General features: G+C 54.6%; 18 protein-coding genes and 2 pseudogenes. 12 read left to right on the plus strand and 8 right to left on the minus strand.

Annotated elements, in window-relative coordinates:
* Position 1: 1 nt before the first annotated feature.
* From PLU01S_RS16135 to speB, 4 genes are all read right to left on the minus strand, one after another.
* Positions 2-1,399, minus strand: a complete 1,398-nt coding sequence (locus tag PLU01S_RS16135; protein WP_074824107.1) for a sodium:solute symporter family protein — start codon at positions 1,397-1,399, stop codon at positions 2-4.
* Positions 1,400-1,449: 50 nt separating this feature from the next.
* Positions 1,450-2,175 carry an MBL fold metallo-hydrolase gene (locus PLU01S_RS16140; protein ID WP_074824110.1) on the minus strand — a complete coding sequence of 242 codons (726 nt, stop codon included), beginning with the start codon at positions 2,173-2,175 and terminating at the stop codon, positions 1,450-1,452.
* 17 nt (positions 2,176-2,192) lie between these two features.
* A complete protein-coding gene (locus PLU01S_RS16145) occupies positions 2,193-3,701 on the minus strand; it encodes a purine-cytosine permease family protein (RefSeq protein ID WP_074824408.1) in 1,509 nt (502 codons plus the stop codon).
* 192 nt (positions 3,702-3,893) lie between these two features.
* Positions 3,894-4,844, minus strand: a complete 951-nt coding sequence (speB, locus tag PLU01S_RS16150) for an agmatinase (protein WP_074824114.1) — start codon at positions 4,842-4,844, stop codon at positions 3,894-3,896.
* A 139-nt stretch (positions 4,845-4,983) separates the two neighbouring features.
* Between speB and PLU01S_RS16155 the strand changes: the two genes are divergently transcribed.
* The 5 genes and pseudogenes from PLU01S_RS16155 (at position 4,984) to PLU01S_RS16170 (ending at position 8,621) form a co-directional block, all read left to right on the plus strand.
* The gene (locus PLU01S_RS16155) at positions 4,984-5,883 is read left to right on the plus strand and encodes a LysR family transcriptional regulator (RefSeq protein WP_074824118.1); all 900 of its coding nucleotides are present in this window, start codon (positions 4,984-4,986) and stop codon (positions 5,881-5,883) included.
* 95 nt (positions 5,884-5,978) lie between these two features.
* A pseudogene (locus PLU01S_RS26625) lies at positions 5,979-6,260 on the plus strand (PAS domain-containing protein); the annotation flags it as partial.
* 333 nt (positions 6,261-6,593) lie between these two features.
* A pseudogene (locus PLU01S_RS26630) lies at positions 6,594-7,544 on the plus strand (methyl-accepting chemotaxis protein); the annotation flags it as partial.
* Positions 7,545-7,601: 57 nt separating this feature from the next.
* Positions 7,602-8,213: a tRNA-uridine aminocarboxypropyltransferase gene (locus tag PLU01S_RS16165; protein ID WP_074824124.1), complete on the plus strand. Its 612-nt coding sequence runs from the start codon at positions 7,602-7,604 to the stop codon at positions 8,211-8,213.
* A gap of 192 nt (positions 8,214-8,405) precedes the next feature.
* Positions 8,406-8,621 carry a hypothetical protein gene (locus PLU01S_RS16170; protein WP_074824126.1) on the plus strand — a complete coding sequence of 72 codons (216 nt, stop codon included), beginning with the start codon at positions 8,406-8,408 and terminating at the stop codon, positions 8,619-8,621.
* A gap of 44 nt (positions 8,622-8,665) precedes the next feature.
* Here the strand turns inward: PLU01S_RS16170 and PLU01S_RS16175 are convergent, their stop codons facing one another.
* A complete protein-coding gene (locus PLU01S_RS16175; protein ID WP_074824129.1) occupies positions 8,666-9,376 on the minus strand; it encodes a 4'-phosphopantetheinyl transferase family protein in 711 nt (236 codons plus the stop codon).
* A 385-nt stretch (positions 9,377-9,761) separates the two neighbouring features.
* Here PLU01S_RS16175 and PLU01S_RS16180 point away from each other — a divergent pair, with 385 nt between their 5' ends.
* Positions 9,762-11,093, plus strand: coding sequence for a dicarboxylate/amino acid:cation symporter (locus PLU01S_RS16180; RefSeq protein WP_010794754.1), 1,332 nt, complete (start codon positions 9,762-9,764; stop codon positions 11,091-11,093).
* Between the two features lie 51 nt (positions 11,094-11,144).
* Here PLU01S_RS16180 and PLU01S_RS16185 read toward each other — a convergent pair whose 3' ends face one another.
* Together PLU01S_RS16185 and PLU01S_RS16190 are read right to left on the minus strand one after the other, a co-directional pair.
* Positions 11,145-11,645: a SprT family zinc-dependent metalloprotease gene (locus tag PLU01S_RS16185; protein ID WP_074824133.1), complete on the minus strand. Its 501-nt coding sequence runs from the start codon at positions 11,643-11,645 to the stop codon at positions 11,145-11,147.
* 88 nt (positions 11,646-11,733) lie between these two features.
* Positions 11,734-12,348 carry a DNA-J related domain-containing protein gene (locus PLU01S_RS16190; protein ID WP_074824135.1) on the minus strand — a complete coding sequence of 205 codons (615 nt, stop codon included), beginning with the start codon at positions 12,346-12,348 and terminating at the stop codon, positions 11,734-11,736.
* Positions 12,349-12,448: 100 nt separating this feature from the next.
* Here PLU01S_RS16190 and ttcA point away from each other — a divergent pair, with 100 nt between their 5' ends.
* The 6 genes from ttcA (at position 12,449) to PLU01S_RS16220 (ending at position 16,451) form a co-directional block, all read left to right on the plus strand.
* Positions 12,449-13,273, plus strand: coding sequence for a tRNA 2-thiocytidine(32) synthetase TtcA (gene ttcA, locus PLU01S_RS16195; RefSeq protein ID WP_010794751.1), 825 nt, complete (start codon positions 12,449-12,451; stop codon positions 13,271-13,273).
* Positions 13,274-13,289: 16 nt separating this feature from the next.
* Complete coding sequence (locus tag PLU01S_RS16200) at positions 13,290-13,961, plus strand: DNA-3-methyladenine glycosylase I (protein ID WP_074824137.1); 672 nt, start codon at positions 13,290-13,292, stop codon at positions 13,959-13,961.
* On the plus strand, positions 13,961-14,722 hold the full coding sequence (locus PLU01S_RS16205; RefSeq protein ID WP_074824142.1) for an NAD-dependent protein deacylase: 762 nt from the start codon (positions 13,961-13,963) through the stop codon (positions 14,720-14,722). Before PLU01S_RS16200 ends, PLU01S_RS16205 begins: the two co-directional genes overlap by 1 nt.
* Positions 14,723-14,818: 96 nt before the next feature.
* Positions 14,819-15,436 (plus strand): C40 family peptidase, encoded by a 618-nt coding sequence (locus PLU01S_RS16210; protein WP_376748354.1) that lies wholly within the window; start codon positions 14,819-14,821, stop codon positions 15,434-15,436.
* A gap of 72 nt (positions 15,437-15,508) precedes the next feature.
* Entirely contained in the window at positions 15,509-16,060 is a 552-nt protein-coding gene (locus PLU01S_RS16215) for a C40 family peptidase (protein ID WP_074824148.1), read from the plus strand.
* A 70-nt stretch (positions 16,061-16,130) separates the two neighbouring features.
* Complete coding sequence (locus PLU01S_RS16220) at positions 16,131-16,451, plus strand: hypothetical protein (protein ID WP_010794746.1); 321 nt, start codon at positions 16,131-16,133, stop codon at positions 16,449-16,451.
* A 40-nt stretch (positions 16,452-16,491) separates the two neighbouring features.
* On the opposite strand, the gene PLU01S_RS16225 is transcribed toward PLU01S_RS16220, so the two are convergent.
* Positions 16,492-16,998, minus strand: coding sequence for a hypothetical protein (locus PLU01S_RS16225; protein ID WP_122042299.1), 507 nt, complete (start codon positions 16,996-16,998; stop codon positions 16,492-16,494).
* Between the last annotated feature and the right edge of the window lie 234 nt (positions 16,999-17,232).

Genomic DNA, 17,232 nt, shown 5'->3' on the forward strand with positions numbered 1-17,232 from the left:
GCTAAATCTCCTCAGGCGCGGTTGTTGCCAGGGCATGTTGAGCGGAGCGAGCCAGAAGGCTCAGCAATACGAAGCTGCTCAGACTGACCGCCAGACTGAAATAAATGGGCGTGTTGGCTTCCAGGCCATCCTTGAACATGAAGATCAGTGCCGTCAGACAGCCCAACAACATGCTGGTGATCGCGGCAGGTGTGGTTGCTCGCTTCCAATAGATGGCGCCGATCAGGGGAATCAACATGCCGCCAACCAGCAGGTTATAGGCGCACGTCAGCGCGTTGAGTACATCGTCTACTGCCAGGGCAATACCCAATACGATGAGTCCGACGAGCAAGGTAAACAGACGGTTGAGCGAGAGATTGGTCAGCGGCCTTCCCTGACGCAATACCGGAATCAGGTCTTCCGTTAAAACTGTGGAAGCAGCCAGCAGGGCCGCGCTGGCGGTAGACATCATGGCCGCCAGCGCGGCAGCGATCACCAGGCCCCGGATGCCATCCGGCAGGGCTGCCTGAACGATTGCGGCAAAGGCATTGTTGGCATTGTCCAGGTCCGGTAAGAGCACCTTGGCTGTCATGCCAATCAGGGCTCCACCTAGTCCGTACAACACGCAATAAATGCCTGCGGTAGTACCTGCATAGCGGGCGACGCGCTCATTTCGGGCAGTAAATACCCGCTGCCAGATATCCTGTCCGATCAGGACGCCAAAGAAATAGATGACGAAGTACGTCACGATCGTGCTCCAGCCAATGGCGGTAAAGCTGAAGCTGGAGGCAGGCAGCTTGGCAACGAGTTCATCCCAGCCGCCAATCCTGTACAGGCAGATCGGCAGGAGGATGAACATCAGACCTACGGTCTTTATGACGAACTGGACGATATCCGTCAGTGTCAGGGACCACATTCCTCCGATTGCGGAATACACCACTACCACGCCGCCGCCGATCACGATGGCCAGCCAGAAGGGAATGCCAAAAACCACCTGCATGACTGTACCGATGGCAATGGTCGAGGTCGCTGCCAGCATAAGTGCATAGGCCACCATGATGACGGCGCTGGCTTGGCGTGCGGTTGTGTTGTAACGCCGTTCCAGTACCTGAGTCACGGTAAAGATGCGAAGTTTAAGGAGCGGTTTGGCCAAAAACAGATTCAGGATAATGATGCCAAGCCCCAGCGCCGCACACAGCCAGAACCCGGAGATACCGTGTACATAGCCCAGGCGCACTGTACCTACCGTGCTGGCGCCGCCCAATACAGTAGCCGCCATAGTGCCCATGTAAAATGTGGGGCCGAGGTTGCGACCCGCCACTAGAAACTCATCATGGGATTTGGCGCGGCGCATGCCGATCCAACCTAGTAAAAGCATGGCAGCTACATAGGCGAGGACCACAAGGATATCCAGGGCCATGAAGGCCTCCTTTAGAATCAGTTGAATAAGGAACCGGGCAACGAGAGGCTTCAGGCATGTGCCTTGAGCCAGCCCTCGATCAGGTACCGCAGGCGTTCACCGGAAAAACTGGGGAAATGCCCGCCGTGTACCGTGCGGATAGGCATCTGTCGAAGCCGCTCCAGACTTAAGGCATAGGCTTCCAGATTCGAGTGGTAGGCATCCTCGACCAGCGGCCCGTCGTAAATAATGTCGCCGCTGAATAGCGTTGCGGTGGCGGCTTCCCATAGGCTGATGCCGCCAGGCGAATGCCCGGGTGTATGCAGGATCTCCAGGTGGCGATCGCCGAGGTCAAGAATGTCGCCTTCCTCGATCAGGCGAGTCGCTGGAGCAGCTTTGACGCGGTATTCGGCATAGCACAGCGGGCAATCAGGGTGTGCCTCGAACATGGCGTCCGTGACGTATCCGGCCGCCAGGGTATTCTCGCGGGTGGGATGGGCGAGAATATCGGCTTCAGCAGGGTGCGCCAGACGCTCATCGAACTCATGATGCCCAGCGATATGATCGAAATGCGTATGGCTTGCCACGGCCATCAAGGGACGCTCGGTCAGCCAGGGAAGTTGCTCCCGCAGGCTGACGACACCCGAGCCGCTATCGATCAAAACATCACGGTTTCGTCCTTGAATGTGCCAGAGGTTGCAGCGATAAAAGGGCCGAATGTAAGGTTCGTGGATCAGACTGATCCCATCGGCGCCACGCTTTACCTCGAACCACTGATCTCGGCTGACAATGTTCATAGGCGTTACTCCAGAGGTCAGGATAGGCTGGCGTTGGAGCGGATCAGCGCAGGACCGCTGCGCGTTGCAGATGCGTTGAGCCGGGCAGGGCCATAGACTTCGATCGGTTCTGGAAAAAGCCGGAGCAGCAGGCTGTAGAGCAGGGCGGCCATGCCTAGCGTGATGGGCAGGCTGATATCGATTCCGCCTGCCAGCTCGCCTAAGGGGCCTACGAACTGACCGGGCAGGTTGACGAATAGCAACCCAACCACTGCGCTGGGAATCCAGGCACTCAGGCTCCGCCAGTTCCAGCCGTGGTGGAACCAGTAGCGTCCGCCACGTTCGCCGCGAGTAAAGACCTGCAGATCGTCAGGGCAGTAAAAACCGCGCCGATTGATCAGTCCGATGATCATGATGATCATCCAGGGGCTGGTGCAGGTAATGATCAGCACTGCAAATGTCGACACGCTCTGAACCAGATTGGCGGCGAAGCGGCCGATAAAGATGAATACAATGGCCGCAACACCAATGAGGAGCGTGGCACGTACTCGCGTCAGTACACGAGGGAAGACGCTGGACATATCCAGCCCTGTTCCATAGAGCGAGGTGGTGCCGGTAGACATTCCACCAATGGTGGCAATCAGGCAGACGGGCAAAAAGAACCAGCTGGGGGAGATGGCTAATAAGCCGCCCACATAGTTATTCTCAGCGATGTATTGAGGCGCTTTTACGGCCACGATGCTGGCCGTGGCCAGACCGAACAGGAAGGGTATCAGCGTTGCGACCTGGGAAAGTACCACGGCCAGCATGATGTGCAGTTTAGATGTCTGGCGAGGAATATAGCGTGCCCAGTCACCCAGGAAGGCGCCGAAGGAGACCGGGTTACTCATGGCAACCAGCGCCGAGCCTATGAACGCTGCCCAAAAGCCTTCTGTGCCGGGATTGAGCGTGCCGGCATAACTTGCGTCGAACGGCCCTGCAAAGGCTGCGATTCCCAGCATGAACAGCACGCTGGCGCTAACGACCGCGACCTTGTTCACCCAGAGCAGGAAGCGGAAGCCATACAGGCAGACCGTCAAAACCAGTATGGCAAATACGCCGTAGGCCAGTCCGAGCGTCAGGTCTGTTTCAGGAAGACCGATCAGGCGCTTGGCACCTCCGATCAGGGCATCGCCTGAACTCCATACGGAAAGTGAAAAGAACGCGATAGCGGTCAGCAGGGAAAGGAACGAGCCTACAATGCGACCATGTACACCGAAATGAGCCCCGGACGAGACGGCATTGTTCGTGCCGTTTATAGGGCCAAATAAGCCCATGGGCGCAAGGATAACCGCGCCGGTCATGACGCCCAGAAGAATCGCCCAGACGCCTGCCTCGAAAGACAAGCCAAAAAGAATAGGAAAACTGCCCAGCACGGCGGTAGCGAAGGTATTCGCTCCACCAAAAATCATGCGAAACAAATCGAAAGGAGTGGCATTGCGCTCGGCGTCCGGGATTTTTTCGACGCCAAAGGTTTCGATACGGGTGATACCGTTAGGGTTATCCATGGTCGCCTCGACACGGTTATAGGCCACTGCACTGAGCGATGGCTTCTTTTGTTATCCCCGCAGGCACTGCGCTCGCGGGTTGGTGTTCGGCAGTACGGCAAGGCCGGAAGGCTGATTGCCTGAGGCAAGTTCTGGACCTGCCTCAAACGGGAGTCTTTGCGGACTCCTCGGATTTATTTATCGTTACAGCGGCTATCGGCGTACCACCCCAGGCAGTACACACAACATTTCATAAAGCAGGTTGGCGCCCAGTAGAGAGGTGTTGCCTGTAGTGTCGTATGGGGGAGATACCTCCACAAGATCGCCTCCCACTAGATCAAGCCCGTGGCAGCCGCGGATAATTTCCAGCGCCTGAATGGTGGTCAGTCCACCTATTTCAGGGGTGCCGGTTCCTGGAGCCCAGGCGGGGTCAATACCGTCGATGTCAAACGACAGGTAAACAGGGCCGCCTTGCACTTTTGCCCGGACTTCCGCCATCAGAGGAGAGAGCGATGTGTGCCAGCATTCTTCCGCCTGCACGACGCGAAATCCCTGCTCACGGCTCCAGTTGAAATCGTCTGCCGTATAACCCTGGGCACGTAGTCCGATCTGCGCGACGCGATTGCAGTCCAGCAGGCCTTCTTCAACTGCCCGGCGAAAGGTGGTGCCATGGGCAATCTTCTCGCCAAACATGTGATCGTTCACATCGGCATGGGCGTCGACATGAACCAGCCCAACCTTGCCATATCTCTTCTTCATGGCTCTGAGAATGGGCAGGGTGATCGTATGGTCACCTCCAAGGGTGAGCGGAATGACATTGTGCTCAAGAATGCCGTCATAGGCCTCTTCAATAATCCGTACGGCATCAAGAAGGTTGAAGGTATTGATGGCTACATCGCCAATATCGGCCACCGAGAGCGAATCGAATGGCGCGGCGCCGGTTGCCATGTTGTAGGGGCGGATCATGACGGATTCGGCCCGAATTTCGCGTGGACCAAAGCGGGTGCCGGAGCGCAGTGATGTTCCAATATCCAATGGCACACCAACGAAGGCGGCGTCCAGCCCGGCAGGCGACTCGAGGTGAGGCAAGCGCAGCATGGTCGCGATGCCCCCAAAGCGTGGCATCTCGTTACCACCCAGCGGTTGATGAAGTTTTTTCTCCACAATCGATCTCCTGCCTGCGAAACGATGGCCCGATTGTGCGAAGGAAACAGCGCCTGAAAAATCGGCACGTGCAAAAAATCAGTTCAGAGATTTCTAAACTATCGGATAGGCTAAAAAAATAAGACAACGGATCCTGTCCATGACCAATGCGCTGCACGATATTCGTCTACTCAGAATTTTCGCGACTGTTGTCCAGAGCCAGGGCTTTGCGGCGGCACAGCGTGAACTGAATCTGTCAACGTCAGCCATCAGCACCTATATGAGCCAGTTGGAAAGCCAATTGGGCATTACCTTGTGTCATCGTGGGCGCGGCGGGTTTGGGCTGACCAGCAAGGGTGAGATGTTTTATCAGGAGACGTTGAGAATCCTGGGAGAGATCGAAGGCTTTGAGCGATATGCAGCCGCGCTCAAGGGCGAGCTGAGCGGTACGCTCAAGCTGGGGATGCTGGACTCGTTAGCCAATGAGCCTGCCTTGTCATTGGCGGATGTTATCGGTGCTTATACAGGTGAATACCCCTCAGTCCACATTCATCTGACGGTCATGAGTCCTTATGACCTTCAACTGGCCATTCTTGAAAACCGTTTGGACTTGGCCATCGGTGCGTTTTCTGCGCGAATGAATGGGGTAACGTACCAGCCACTTTATCGTGAACAACATTGGTTGTATTGCAGCGACCGCCATCCTTTATTCAAGGAAAGACATATTCCCGAAGAACTTATTACTCAACAAAGAATGGTCCGAAGAGGCTATTGGAGTCAGGCCGAACTGGCTCGGCATGGGTTCAAGGAAAGTGCGGCAACAGTTGAAAGTATGGAGGCTCAGTTAATATTAATTCTTTCAGGAGCTTATATAGGTTATCTACCTGAGCATTATGTTCATGCGTGGGTTAATCAAGGGCGATTACGTGCTTTACAGCCAGCAATGTTTGGCTATCAAGCGCCATTTTCGCTCATATTTCGCCGAGGCCGTAATCGCGAAAGTCTAATACAGACTTTTCAAAGAATTCTTAAAGCTCATATGCGGCGTGCCGATAAGTAGCTGACGTTAAAAAATGATGACAACTAACAGGAGTGCTATTTGCCATCATTTAAGTGAACGTCCGCTTATTTGGAAATCAAGAAGGCTTCTCCGCCATGCGCAAAAACCTGCCAGTGACACAACAGGCTCGTACATTCAGGGAAAGTGAGCGTCTTATCTCAACGACGAATCTCAAGGGACAAATTACTTATTGCAATGACGCTTTCGCCACAATAAGTGGTTTTAAGCGAGAAGAGCTTATTGGCAGTCCACATAATCTGGTTCGTCATCCAGATATGCCGGAGGGCGTATTCGGCCATATGTGGGATACCCTAAAACAGGGCAAAGCCTGGATGGGTATCGTCAAAAACCGCTGCAAGAACGGCGACTATTATTGGGTGAACGCATACGTCACACCTATCTGGGAAAATGGCCAGATGGTGGGCTATGAGTCCGTACGTGTGCTGCCTACCGCGGATCAGATCCGGCGGGCCGATGTCATGTATGCACGGCTGCGTGAAGGCAAGCGTGCAGTACCAGTGACAGAAGCCATCAGGCATTCTGTCAAAATTGCATGGCCTACGCTTTTCAGCGGTGCCGTTATCTTTGGCGGTCATTTCTATTTCAACGACCTTGCCCAGGCGGGTGTGATTGTTGCCAGTGCACTAGGCATTACCTTCTGGCAGTTCAAGCGTCAGCGCTGGACCATTGAAAAGATCTTCGAGGCCAATCCGAAGATGTTTACCAGCGCCATCGTTGCGCCTACGTACAGTAACCAGTTTGGCGCGGCAGGCCAGATGGACCTCGCCTTGCAAAGCCAGGAGTCACGTTTGCAAACGGCACTGACTCGCCTGGTGGATACCGGCAACAACGTGCAGAGCAAGGCAGCAGAGTCGTCGCGTCTTGCACGTGCTCAAGCCGAGTTGCTTGATCGTCAGCGCCATGAGACCGACCAGTCAGCCACCGCAATCAATGAAATGTCTGCCACCATTCAGGAGGTTTCTCAAAACGTTAACCAGACGGCTCAGGCTGCTGGCGAGGCGGAGTCGCTGGCCCTGCATGGTCGTGACGTGGCGGATGAGAGTTTAGCCTCCATGAGGCAGCTGGCTGGCGCCGTGAGTGAAATTGGACAGGCGGTGGGTGAGCTTGCCGATTCCACCCAGTCGATCGGCAGTGTTGCCGATGTGATTACTTCGATTGCCGAGCAGACCAATCTACTGGCGCTTAATGCTGCGATTGAAGCGGCGAGGGCAGGTGAGGCTGGTCGCGGATTTGCCGTGGTCGCAGACGAGGTGCGCTCGCTGGCTTCACGTACGCGTGATTCTACCCAGCAGATTCACCAGATCATCGAGAACCTGCGCTCAGGCGCACAACGCGCCGTTGCCACAGCAGCCAAGGGCGAAGAGGCCTCACGGCAGAGTGAGGAACACACGGCAGCTGTACGCGAGGCACTGGAGGGAATCAGCCAGGCGGTCATGCGAATCACGGCCATGAGCCAACAGATGGCTACGGCAGTAGAAGAGCAGAGCCATGTGGCAGAGGACATCAATCAGCAAATTACCCGCATTGCCGAGTTGTCCGATCACAGCACTCAGCAGTCACAGCAAGGTGCCGTGCTCAGTGGTGAGCTTGAGCAGATGGCAGTCTATCTGCGTGATCTGGCAGCGCGCTTCAATCGCTAGGCAACGCTTGAGGTAGACTGATGGCTGTTACCTGCTATTGGTCTACCTAGAGGTTGTATGTCACGCCCACGTTGTGCTGCATGCCAGCGTCCTGAAAGCCATTGCTTGTGCGCGCTTGTTCCCAGGCTTTCCAGTGCGACTCGCCTGTTGATCCTGCAACACCCTGACGAAACCCAGCATGCGCTGAACACGGCGCGCCTGGCCGCATTAGGTTTGGTAAACAGCGAGTTGCTTGTTGGTGAGCAGTTCGAAGGGCTCGAAGCCCGTTGGGAAGGGTATACGCCCTGGTTGTTGTTTCCTGACGAGCAGGCTGAAAGCCTTGAGCATATAAAGGCCAAAGCTGAGCCTTCTGGCAAGGCTATGCTTGTCATACCTGACGGCACATGGCGAAAGGCACGCAAGCTGCTGTACCTTAATCCGTGCGTGGCAGCGTTACCACGAGTCAGCTTGCCGACCGGTCTTTCGTCGCGTTATCGCCTTCGAAAAGCTCCTGTCGCTGGGGCTGTCTCGACCATCGAGGCGATTGTCACAGCCTTGAACATATTAGAGACGCCCAAGCGTTTCGATGCGCTGCTTGCGCCTTTCGAGAGGTTAATCGAGCGCCAGATCGAGGCAATGGGTGAAGAGGTATTTGCAAAAAACCACGCGCTGAAAAGACATCATCATTAGGCTGTCATGAGCCCGACATACCGTTTAGGCATGCTCTTTTTAAGGAAGCTCTGAAGCGTTCAAAGCGTGCGGGCTCTTTAAACAGTCAAAAGCGACCACTTACCGGAAATTATGAATTTCTTGGCCGTATTAGGCTCTATTCATTACAGCCCGGATGAATCCGGTAAGACCGGTCGAGTAGGAGAGCAAGCTATGACCTTGAGTATCCAAGTAGTACGACAGGTGGAAGAGGAAGAAACCATTCTGGCCTTCATTCCAGTATGGATGGGTGGAGATCAGCCTATTGAGCCTGGTGTTCCGACTGAGCCTATTTCTCCGCCATCGCAACCCATTGAGCCTGGCGAGCCCACCGTACCTGATCCCATTCCACCGGCACCTGTAGCCGATGCCCGCAGCATGATGATGTGAAAGGCAAGTCGTGACGAAAAGCGGAGCTTAGGCTCCGCTTTTTATTAGATTCCCGCAGGCACTCTGATCATGCTCAGAAAGCGCTGCTCTTCAAGCACATGCACGGCCTCAAGCTCCCGCCCCTTTTGCCAGCAGGGTGAAAGCGTCTTGGCGAGACGTAACCGGGCATAGCCGGATGGATCCCATTCGACCAGTTCGGCATCCTGGAAATAAAAGCGAACGCCAGTCAGCGGATAAAGCGCCTTGAAGAGGCTCTCCTTGAGCGAAAAGACTGCAGTGACATAAAAGGCGGTTTCAGCATCAGGGCTTTCATGTTCACGGGGCGTCAGCACTTCACTGGCCAGCCTCGCTGCACGTCCTGGAGCCAGGAGCGTCTCGGCGTCCAGTCCGATACTTTGCCAGTGCCTGGTTGCCGCAGTTGCTGCTCCTGCCCAGCCGTGACTGTGAGTAATGGAGCCGCAGAAGCCTCTCGGCCACATAGGTGCATGATCTTTCCCTACGTGTGGCGTTTGCACGGCTCCTGTTGTTTCAGCTAACGATGCTCGTGCGCACAATCGTCCAGCCAGAAATTCGGTCTGCCGCTTCGGCACGGCCTTTAGCAGTGACGGAGGCAGCGCCATGTCAAGGCAGTCGAAATCCGCGGCGGTTAACAAGGTAGGGATAAAGCGCGTGGAGTATAGAGCCACGCCCAGTCGCTCAACTGGAAACGGCCAGTACAAGGTTGGAAGAATATCGCCAGGATAGAGAGTAGTCATGAAAGCATTCTGCCGCGCTGTATCTCATCCGCCAAGCGACGCTACAGTCAGTCATTGGCATCAGACAGGTGTTGCATGATCAGCTTTTTATCGGCAATGCCAACCTCTACTGCGGCGATTTTCCCCCAAATACCTCAGGGGGAAAACCGCCACCTTGGGCGAATATCCGCCTCTTGAGCCTCTTTATTCATGCTTCTCAGTAGCTAAGGCTATGAAAAATATGGAGTTTTGTCTTTTGTTTTGGGGTGGCACATGGCTTGCATTGTATATGGCAAGATCAAGGCATGGCCTTAATCCACAACAAAAGCTCCCTGGATGAGGGGCAGAACGCGATTGGCTTGACGTATCGCAAGGATGTGAGCGTAAGCACCATGGAATCACTCCCATGACAGCTAAAATTGAAGCAACCGCAGTGCCTCTTGCTGCAAAACCCCCGTTGTATAAGTCCTTGTATGTTCAGGTTCTGGTGGCTATTGCCATCGGTATCTTGATTGGTCACTTCTACCCGGATACCGGTGCTGCCCTGAAGCCGCTAGGTGATGGTTTCGTCAAGCTGATCAAGATGGTGATCGCGCCGATCATCTTCTGTACCGTTGTAACAGGGATTGCCGGCATGCAGAGCATGAAGGCCGTCGGCAAGACCGGCGGTTATGCGCTGCTGTATTTTGAAATCGTGTCGACCATTGCCCTGATCATTGGTCTGATTGTTGTAAACGTTGTCCAGCCGGGCGCTGGCATGAACGTTGACCCTGCCACTCTGGATACCAAGGGTATTGCTGCTTACGCGGCTGCTGGTGAAAAGCAGAGCACCATTGAGTTCCTGATGAACATCATCCCGTCGACGGTGGTTAATGCGTTCGCCCAGGGTGAAATTCTTCAGGTGCTGTTCTTTGCTGTCTTGTTCGGCTATGCCCTGCATCGTTTGGGCGAGAAGGGCGAGCTGATCTTCAACTTCATCGATCGCATCTCTCACGTATTCTTCAATATCATCAATGTCATCATGAAGCTGGCTCCAATCGGTGCCTTTGGTGCCATGGCCTTCACGATTGGCAAATACGGTGTGGGCTCGCTGGTTCAGCTCGGCCAGTTGATGCTGTGCTTCTACATAACCTGCGTGTTGTTCGTGCTTATCGTGCTAGGCGCCATTTGCCGTGCCCACGGTTTCAGCATTCTCAAGTTCATCAAGTACATCCGTGAAGAACTGCTGATCGTGCTGGGTACGTCTTCCTCCGAGTCTGCACTGCCACGCATGTTGACCAAGATGGAAAAACTGGGCGCTCAGAAGTCAGTGGTTGGCCTGGTAATTCCCACCGGTTACTCGTTCAACCTGGACGGCACATCCATCTACCTGACCATGGCGGCTGTGTTTATTGCTCAGGCAACTAACACCCATATGGATATCACGCATCAGATCACGCTGTTGCTCGTGCTGCTGATCTCCTCCAAGGGTGCGGCAGGTGTAACGGGTAGTGGTTTCATCGTCCTGGCTGCAACCTTGTCCGCGGTAGGTCACTTGCCTGTTGCGGGCTTGGCCCTGATTCTAGGTATCGATCGCTTCATGTCCGAAGCTCGCGCACTGACCAACCTGGTAGGTAATGGTGTCGCCTCCATTGTGGTTGCTAAATGGTGTAACCAGCTGGATGAGGGCCAACTGCACCGTGAGCTGGCCAATGGCCCGACGCGTATAGAGGAAGAAGAAGCCCACAAGGTGGCTTGATCTCTCCCAATAAAAAGCCCTGCCTAGACGGGGCTTTTTATTGCCTGTTCGTTATTCATTGTCGAGCCGTGTTTGCCCTGTGTAAGTCAGCGGACTCTGACAGCGACGGCAGGAGTAGCGATACCCTTTCTTGACCAGTCCATGTCGGCGCGCGGTAAAGGAAAAAGGGCTTTCCGAACAGCCGCACCGATAGAGGTAGACCTTCCGTGCCGGACGCTCAATTGCATAGGTATGGCATCTGCTTGGTGGCAGACCGTATACCCCCTGCATGATGAGTTGCCACTCTTTGCCGTGCGGACTTATCCAACTGCCAAATAGTTGGTGAGCTACCAGATGGGCCACTTCGTGGGCAACGGTATGCTTTAAAAAATGCTCATGATTCTGCCTGTAGAGCACCTCGTTAAAGCGCAGGCGGTTTTCCTGCAGATGGGCAACCCCGGCTTTCTGTCCTCGTAGGCGAAGGCTCACGTCGGGGCGAATAAACGATTTTTTGAAAAATTGCTCGGCCAGCTGATAGCAGTCTTCGACACGAGCGAGTAAGGCTTGAGACATTCGCTTTCTCCGTATCGAACCTATTATGCGTCAAAGCGCATCGGCTGCCTAAGTGGGCCGCTTACCGGCAAGCAGCCCAGACAGCTAATTACTGATTGATGCTCTCGTTACGCAAATGATGTCGCCTGAGCGCTTCCATTGCCCCATTGAGTGACTGCAGAGTTGCGGTACAGCCTCCACGATCTGGATGGTTACGGCTAACCAGCTGTCGGTACCGATGGCGGATGGCTGAGTATGAAGCAGACTCGTCCAGATCCAGCAACGCAAAGGCAGACTTGATGATGCCACCTTCATCATTCTGGCGAGTCCAGAAGCTCTCCAGTAGCGCCTCTACGTCTTCCAGCGTGGTCGTGTCGAGCTGTTCGAGATCCAGATAATAGCTGCGCAAAGGATCCGCTACGATCAGGCCGGGTTTTGCACGGCGATAATCCTGTAGCTGAATACGTAGCGCATGGATTTCAAGATGGGCGCTGGCATTGGCCCATAGTCGATCGCGCAGGGTATACAAGGCATTGAACAAGACGAAGTGCGTGCGAAACAGTACCAGTTTATCCAGCAGCGGCTCTTGAGGCACAAAGGGTGACTGGTCCGCTCTCAGGCGCTGAATCACATCGTATTCCGATAACCCTGCAGGGGCCGCCTTGAGCAATGCATGCAATTGATGAATGAGAGTTTCATTCGGGGCTGGTTGAAAAGCAGTCATAGCCCATACCGATAAGCGGGTTGTACAGAGCAGGGTAGGGGAAACCGTGCTTTACGCGTAAAATAGTCCTTTTCGTGCATTTCCTGATTTGGATTCATCCATGAGCACCCTTTCTGTCAATCAGAACAAGCTCCAGAAACGTTTGCGACGTCTGGCTGGCGAAGCCATCGCCGATTTCAACATGATCGAAGATGGCGACAAGGTCATGGTCTGCCTGTCTGGTGGTAAAGACAGCTATACCATGCTTGATGTGTTGCTGTACCTGCAAAAGGTCGCGCCTATCAAATTCGAGATCGTTGCGGTCAATATGGACCAGAAGCAACCAGGCTTCCCCGAACACGTACTGCCGGCCTATCTCGAATCCATCGGTGTGGCTTACCACATCATCGAAAAGGACACCTATTCCATCGTCAAGGAAAAGATTCCCGAAGGCAAAACGACATGCTCGCTTTGCTCGCGTCTGCGCCGCGGAACGCTTTATACCTATGCCGACGAAATTGGAGCGACCAAGATGGCGCTTGGCCATCACAGGGACGACATAGTAGAGACTTTTTTCCTTAATTTGTTCCATGGCGGAACCCTCAAGGCAATGCCGCCTAAACTTTTGGCAGACGATGGACGCAATGTCGTAATCCGTCCGCTCGCGTATTGCAGCGAAAAGGACATTGAAGCCTACGCAGAGCTCAAGCAGTTCCCGATCATTCCATGCAACCTGTGCGGCTCCCAAGAAAACCTGCAGCGCAAGGTAGTCAAGGAGATGCTTCAGGAGTGGGATCGCAAGACCCCGGGGCGCACCGAAATTATGTTCAGGGCTCTGCAAAATGTAGTTCCTTCGCAGCTGGCCGACCGTAATTTGTTCGATTTTGTGAACCTGCGCATCGATGAGGACGCTACACCGCGTTTTCTGGATGTCATGAATCTCTGAGGTATTGTGTTCTCCAATGCGTGACTATGCCTGGCTCCATGAGTTTTGCCTGAACCGCTTCGGCTCTTCCAAAGCCCTTGAAGCGGTATTACCCCAGCCCGCATCAGCCGAAGCGCTCGCCCAAGTGACTGCTGACCGCTATTTGTCCTTGATGACGCGGCGAATGTTTCGTGCGGGTCTCAAGCACAGCTTGGTAGACGCCAAGTGGCCTGCGTTCGAAGAGGTTTTCTTTGGCTTTGATCCAGAAAAGGTCGTCCTGATGGGCGGCGAATGGCTGGAGCGGCTCATGCAGGACACGCGTCTGATCCGGCATCTGGGGAAGCTGAAAAGCGTTCCCCGTAATGCGCAGTTCATCCTGGATATCCAGCGGGAACAGGGTGGCTTTGGCCAATTTCTGGCGGATTGGCCCTCAGAGAATATCGTGGGACTCTGGCAGCTTTTATCCAGGCGAGGTAGCCAGATGGGAGGGCTTTCGGCACCGCGTTTTTTGAGAATGGCGGGCAAGGACACTTTCGTTGCCACGCAGGACGTTGTGGCTGCGCTCAAGGCTCAAAACGTTATCGACAAGGAGCCGACCAGTCAGCGTGATCGGGCTGCCATGCAGGCCGCCTTCAATCAATGGCAGGCGGAAAGCAAGCGGCCGTTGTGTCAGCTTTCGGTCATGCTCGCGCATACGGTAAATCATTGATGGACACGATACGGCAGGTGGCCCAGGCGCTTGAAAGCGCTCAGCGGATTCTTGTGATAACAGGTGCTGGGCTTTCGGCAGACTCTGGACTACCTACCTATCGCGGTCTCAATGGGTTGTATAACGGAAAAACCGAAGAGGGCATTCCTATCGAGGCTGCGCTCTCCGGTACAATGTTTCGACACCGTCCGGATGTCTGCTGGAAGTATCTGGCGGAGTTGGGCAGGGCTTGTCTTAGCGCTCAACCCAATGCAGGTCACGAGGCCATAGCCGAGTTACAGCGGCGCAAGTCTGAGTGTTGGGTGCTGACCCAGAATATCGATGGTTTTCACCGGCGAGCCGGGTCGCCCATGGACAGAGTCATAGAGATCCATGGTGAGATGGGGCCACTGTTTTGCTCGGCCTGCGAGGCAGGCAATATCCCTGTTGCTGATAAAATTGGTCATTCCCTGCCGCCACGGTGTGACCGTTGCGGGGGTGTTTTACGACCGCCCGTCGTGCTGTTTGAGGAGGCTTTACCTGCCAGAGCGGTATCTACTCTGATGCAGCAGAATGCTACCGGTTATGACGTTGTGCTCCTCATAGGCACTACCGCCAGTTTCCCGTATGTCATTGAGCCAGCCTTGCAGACCCTCACCAACGGGGGTTTTGTTGCCGAGATCAATCCAACCATGACTGATTTGAGTGCATCGGTGACAGTCAGGCTCCAAAAAAGGGCCGTAGACGTTTTATCGATTATTTTAAGTCACATGTCCGATTAAAAATTCTTGCCTGTTCGTTGGGTAAACGGCAAAGTGTCGCAACTTTTGAATTTCGACACAGTCGTGCCCATGCTACGGACTCGCTTAGCACCCCTCGTGCCCCTAAGTTTTATTGCTTTGTTGGCGGCCTGCGCCAACGCTCCACAACAACAAAAGCCAGAACAGGCACAGCTTTCAAAGCCGGCCCGGGAACAATCGGCCGCTGTTGAAGGCAAGCAATCGGCTCAGCCAGTTCATTGGCTTTCCAGCAAAACTACCCGTGGGGGTGGCTATGCCTCCCGTCAGCCATTGAGCTGGGAGCACGAGGTTGGCTCCACGCAGCCGATGCCGACTCTGGCCGATAGCATCCTGACCCGCGCCGAAGAGCTTGTCGGTACGCCTTATCGCACTGGCGGAAGCTCGCTCAAGGGTTTTGACTGCAGTGGCTTCGTCAATTATGTCTTCCGTGAGGAAGCCGGTATCCAGTTGCCACGCTCGACCCGCCAGATCATCAATCTTGATGTACCTGTTGTCAGCAAGAACGACCTGCAGCCAGGCGACATTCTGCTGTTCAATCACAACGGCCGCGGTCGTGTCAGTCATGCAGCCATTTACATGGGCGAGGGGAAGTTCATTCATTCCTCGAGCCATCGCAGTGGCGGTGTTCGTGTAGACAGTCTCGAAGACCATTACTGGAAGGTCAGCTTCCTCGAAGGAAAGCGCATATTGCGCTAACAAGGCTTTGATCGCGTAGCGCGTTCAACGCTGCGCGATCGAGGTGGAATGCAAGAGTGAATGGATTGTCCTATGCCTGCTTTGGCTCGTGTTGCACTGACTGCTCTTACCATTCTGCTGGCCGCCTGTGCCGGCACTCCGCCGCCTTCTCCGCCTCCTGCGCCAACGCCTGTTTCCAGGGTTCAGCTTGATACCCATTCACAGGCCGCCGATGACGTTCTGTTTCGCGCAATAGGGCTGGTTGGGACGCCTTACCGTTACGGGGGGAACACGCCCGACAGCGGTTTTGATTGCAGTGGCCTGATCAATTTCGTATACCGCGACGTCATGGGGATTCGCTTGCCGCGCTCCACGCGGGAAATGATCACTCTCAACGCGCCTTCTATCTCTCAATCGGCCTTGCAGCCCGGTGACCTGGTCTTCTTTGCGACGGCTGGAGGCAAGCAGGTCAGTCATGCGGGAATCTATGTGGGTGAAGGGCGCTTTGTACACGCGCCCAGTACTGGCGGAACGGTAAGGCTAGACAGCCTTAGTACCCGTTACTGGCAGAAGTCCTATCTGGATGCCAAACGTGTACTGGTTACACCTAACCTGGCCAGCAGTGCCGCTGGCGGGCGCCTCTGATACCAGAGGCGCTTTGAACTCCAGGTGGATCGGTTGAATCTGATGGAAACACACATTTTCCTTCCCGTTCATGCCAGACGCGATTCGACTGCCGCCTCAGCCTGACGCCTGCGAACTTTGCGGACGAAAGGCTCCGCTCACTCGGCATCATCTGATTCCCAAGTCTCTGCATGACAAGCCCTACGTGCAAAAGCGCTTTGATCGTATAGAGCGTATTACGGCAACGCTGTGGGTATGTCGTCCGTGCCATAACCACATTCATGCCACGTTTGACGAGAAAGCGTTAGCACTCACCTACAACAGCCGTGAGCGCCTCATGGAGGATGAGCGGATACGAACATTCGTGGAGTGGCTGTCACGAAAGCCGGACGGCTTTGTACCCAAACGGTAACGCTTGGGCGGGTTAGCTAGAATAGTTTGTTTCCCTTCTTTTAATTGACGCTATAACCACGTCCAGCCAGACAGGCTGTCAATGCGCGACGATAATAATCCGTAGTTGCGCTTGGCGGTGCTGCCGTTGCGGTGGCTGGATCAAAGCCACTTTGAGTGACTGCCCAGCTATGGCATTCATATCGATCCCGAGCCTGCTGATCGGGCGTCTGGCCGCGAGCCGGGTAGGCGATGACGTCATAACTTTGTGTACTGACTGTTGTAGGAACAGGTGGTGTTACAACGATATAGCGCTGTTGATCGGCATTCCATGCATAGTAAGTACCTGCAGCCAAAAAGTAGAGTGCACTGCCTATCCAGACCTCTCGCGCAAAGTCTGGTAGCCCGTGCCCATGCCGGGGGCCTGGGTTGAAGGCCGGACCGGCATTGTGTGGAGCACGCCAGTCTGACCCGGGACCAGGCCTGTGAAGCGGCTCTGCCGTAGCAAGACAGGCTATGCCTATAGCTGCGAGGCCAACAACTGTTTTGCTGAGAGAAAAAAGATGCATATGTGCTCCCATGTTGTATGCGCAATCATGGAAAGGCACCCTACCAAGTTGAACTGCAAGAAGTGTTTGACTTGTGTAAGCAGTACGTAAATTTTGGGCAGGTGACAAGTCTGAGGTTTTGATAATGACCGCTAGGCTTGCCGAATCCGTTTTGATCCATTTGGCTTGCAGAGACCGCTTGCGGCCTTTATCTTGGCGAGTCGAATCGCAGCTGTCGTCCCATTGCATCGGGGC

This window comes from Pseudomonas luteola NBRC 103146 (assembly GCF_002091675.1).
Taxonomy (GTDB): domain Bacteria; phylum Pseudomonadota; class Gammaproteobacteria; order Pseudomonadales; family Pseudomonadaceae; genus Chryseomonas; species Chryseomonas luteola.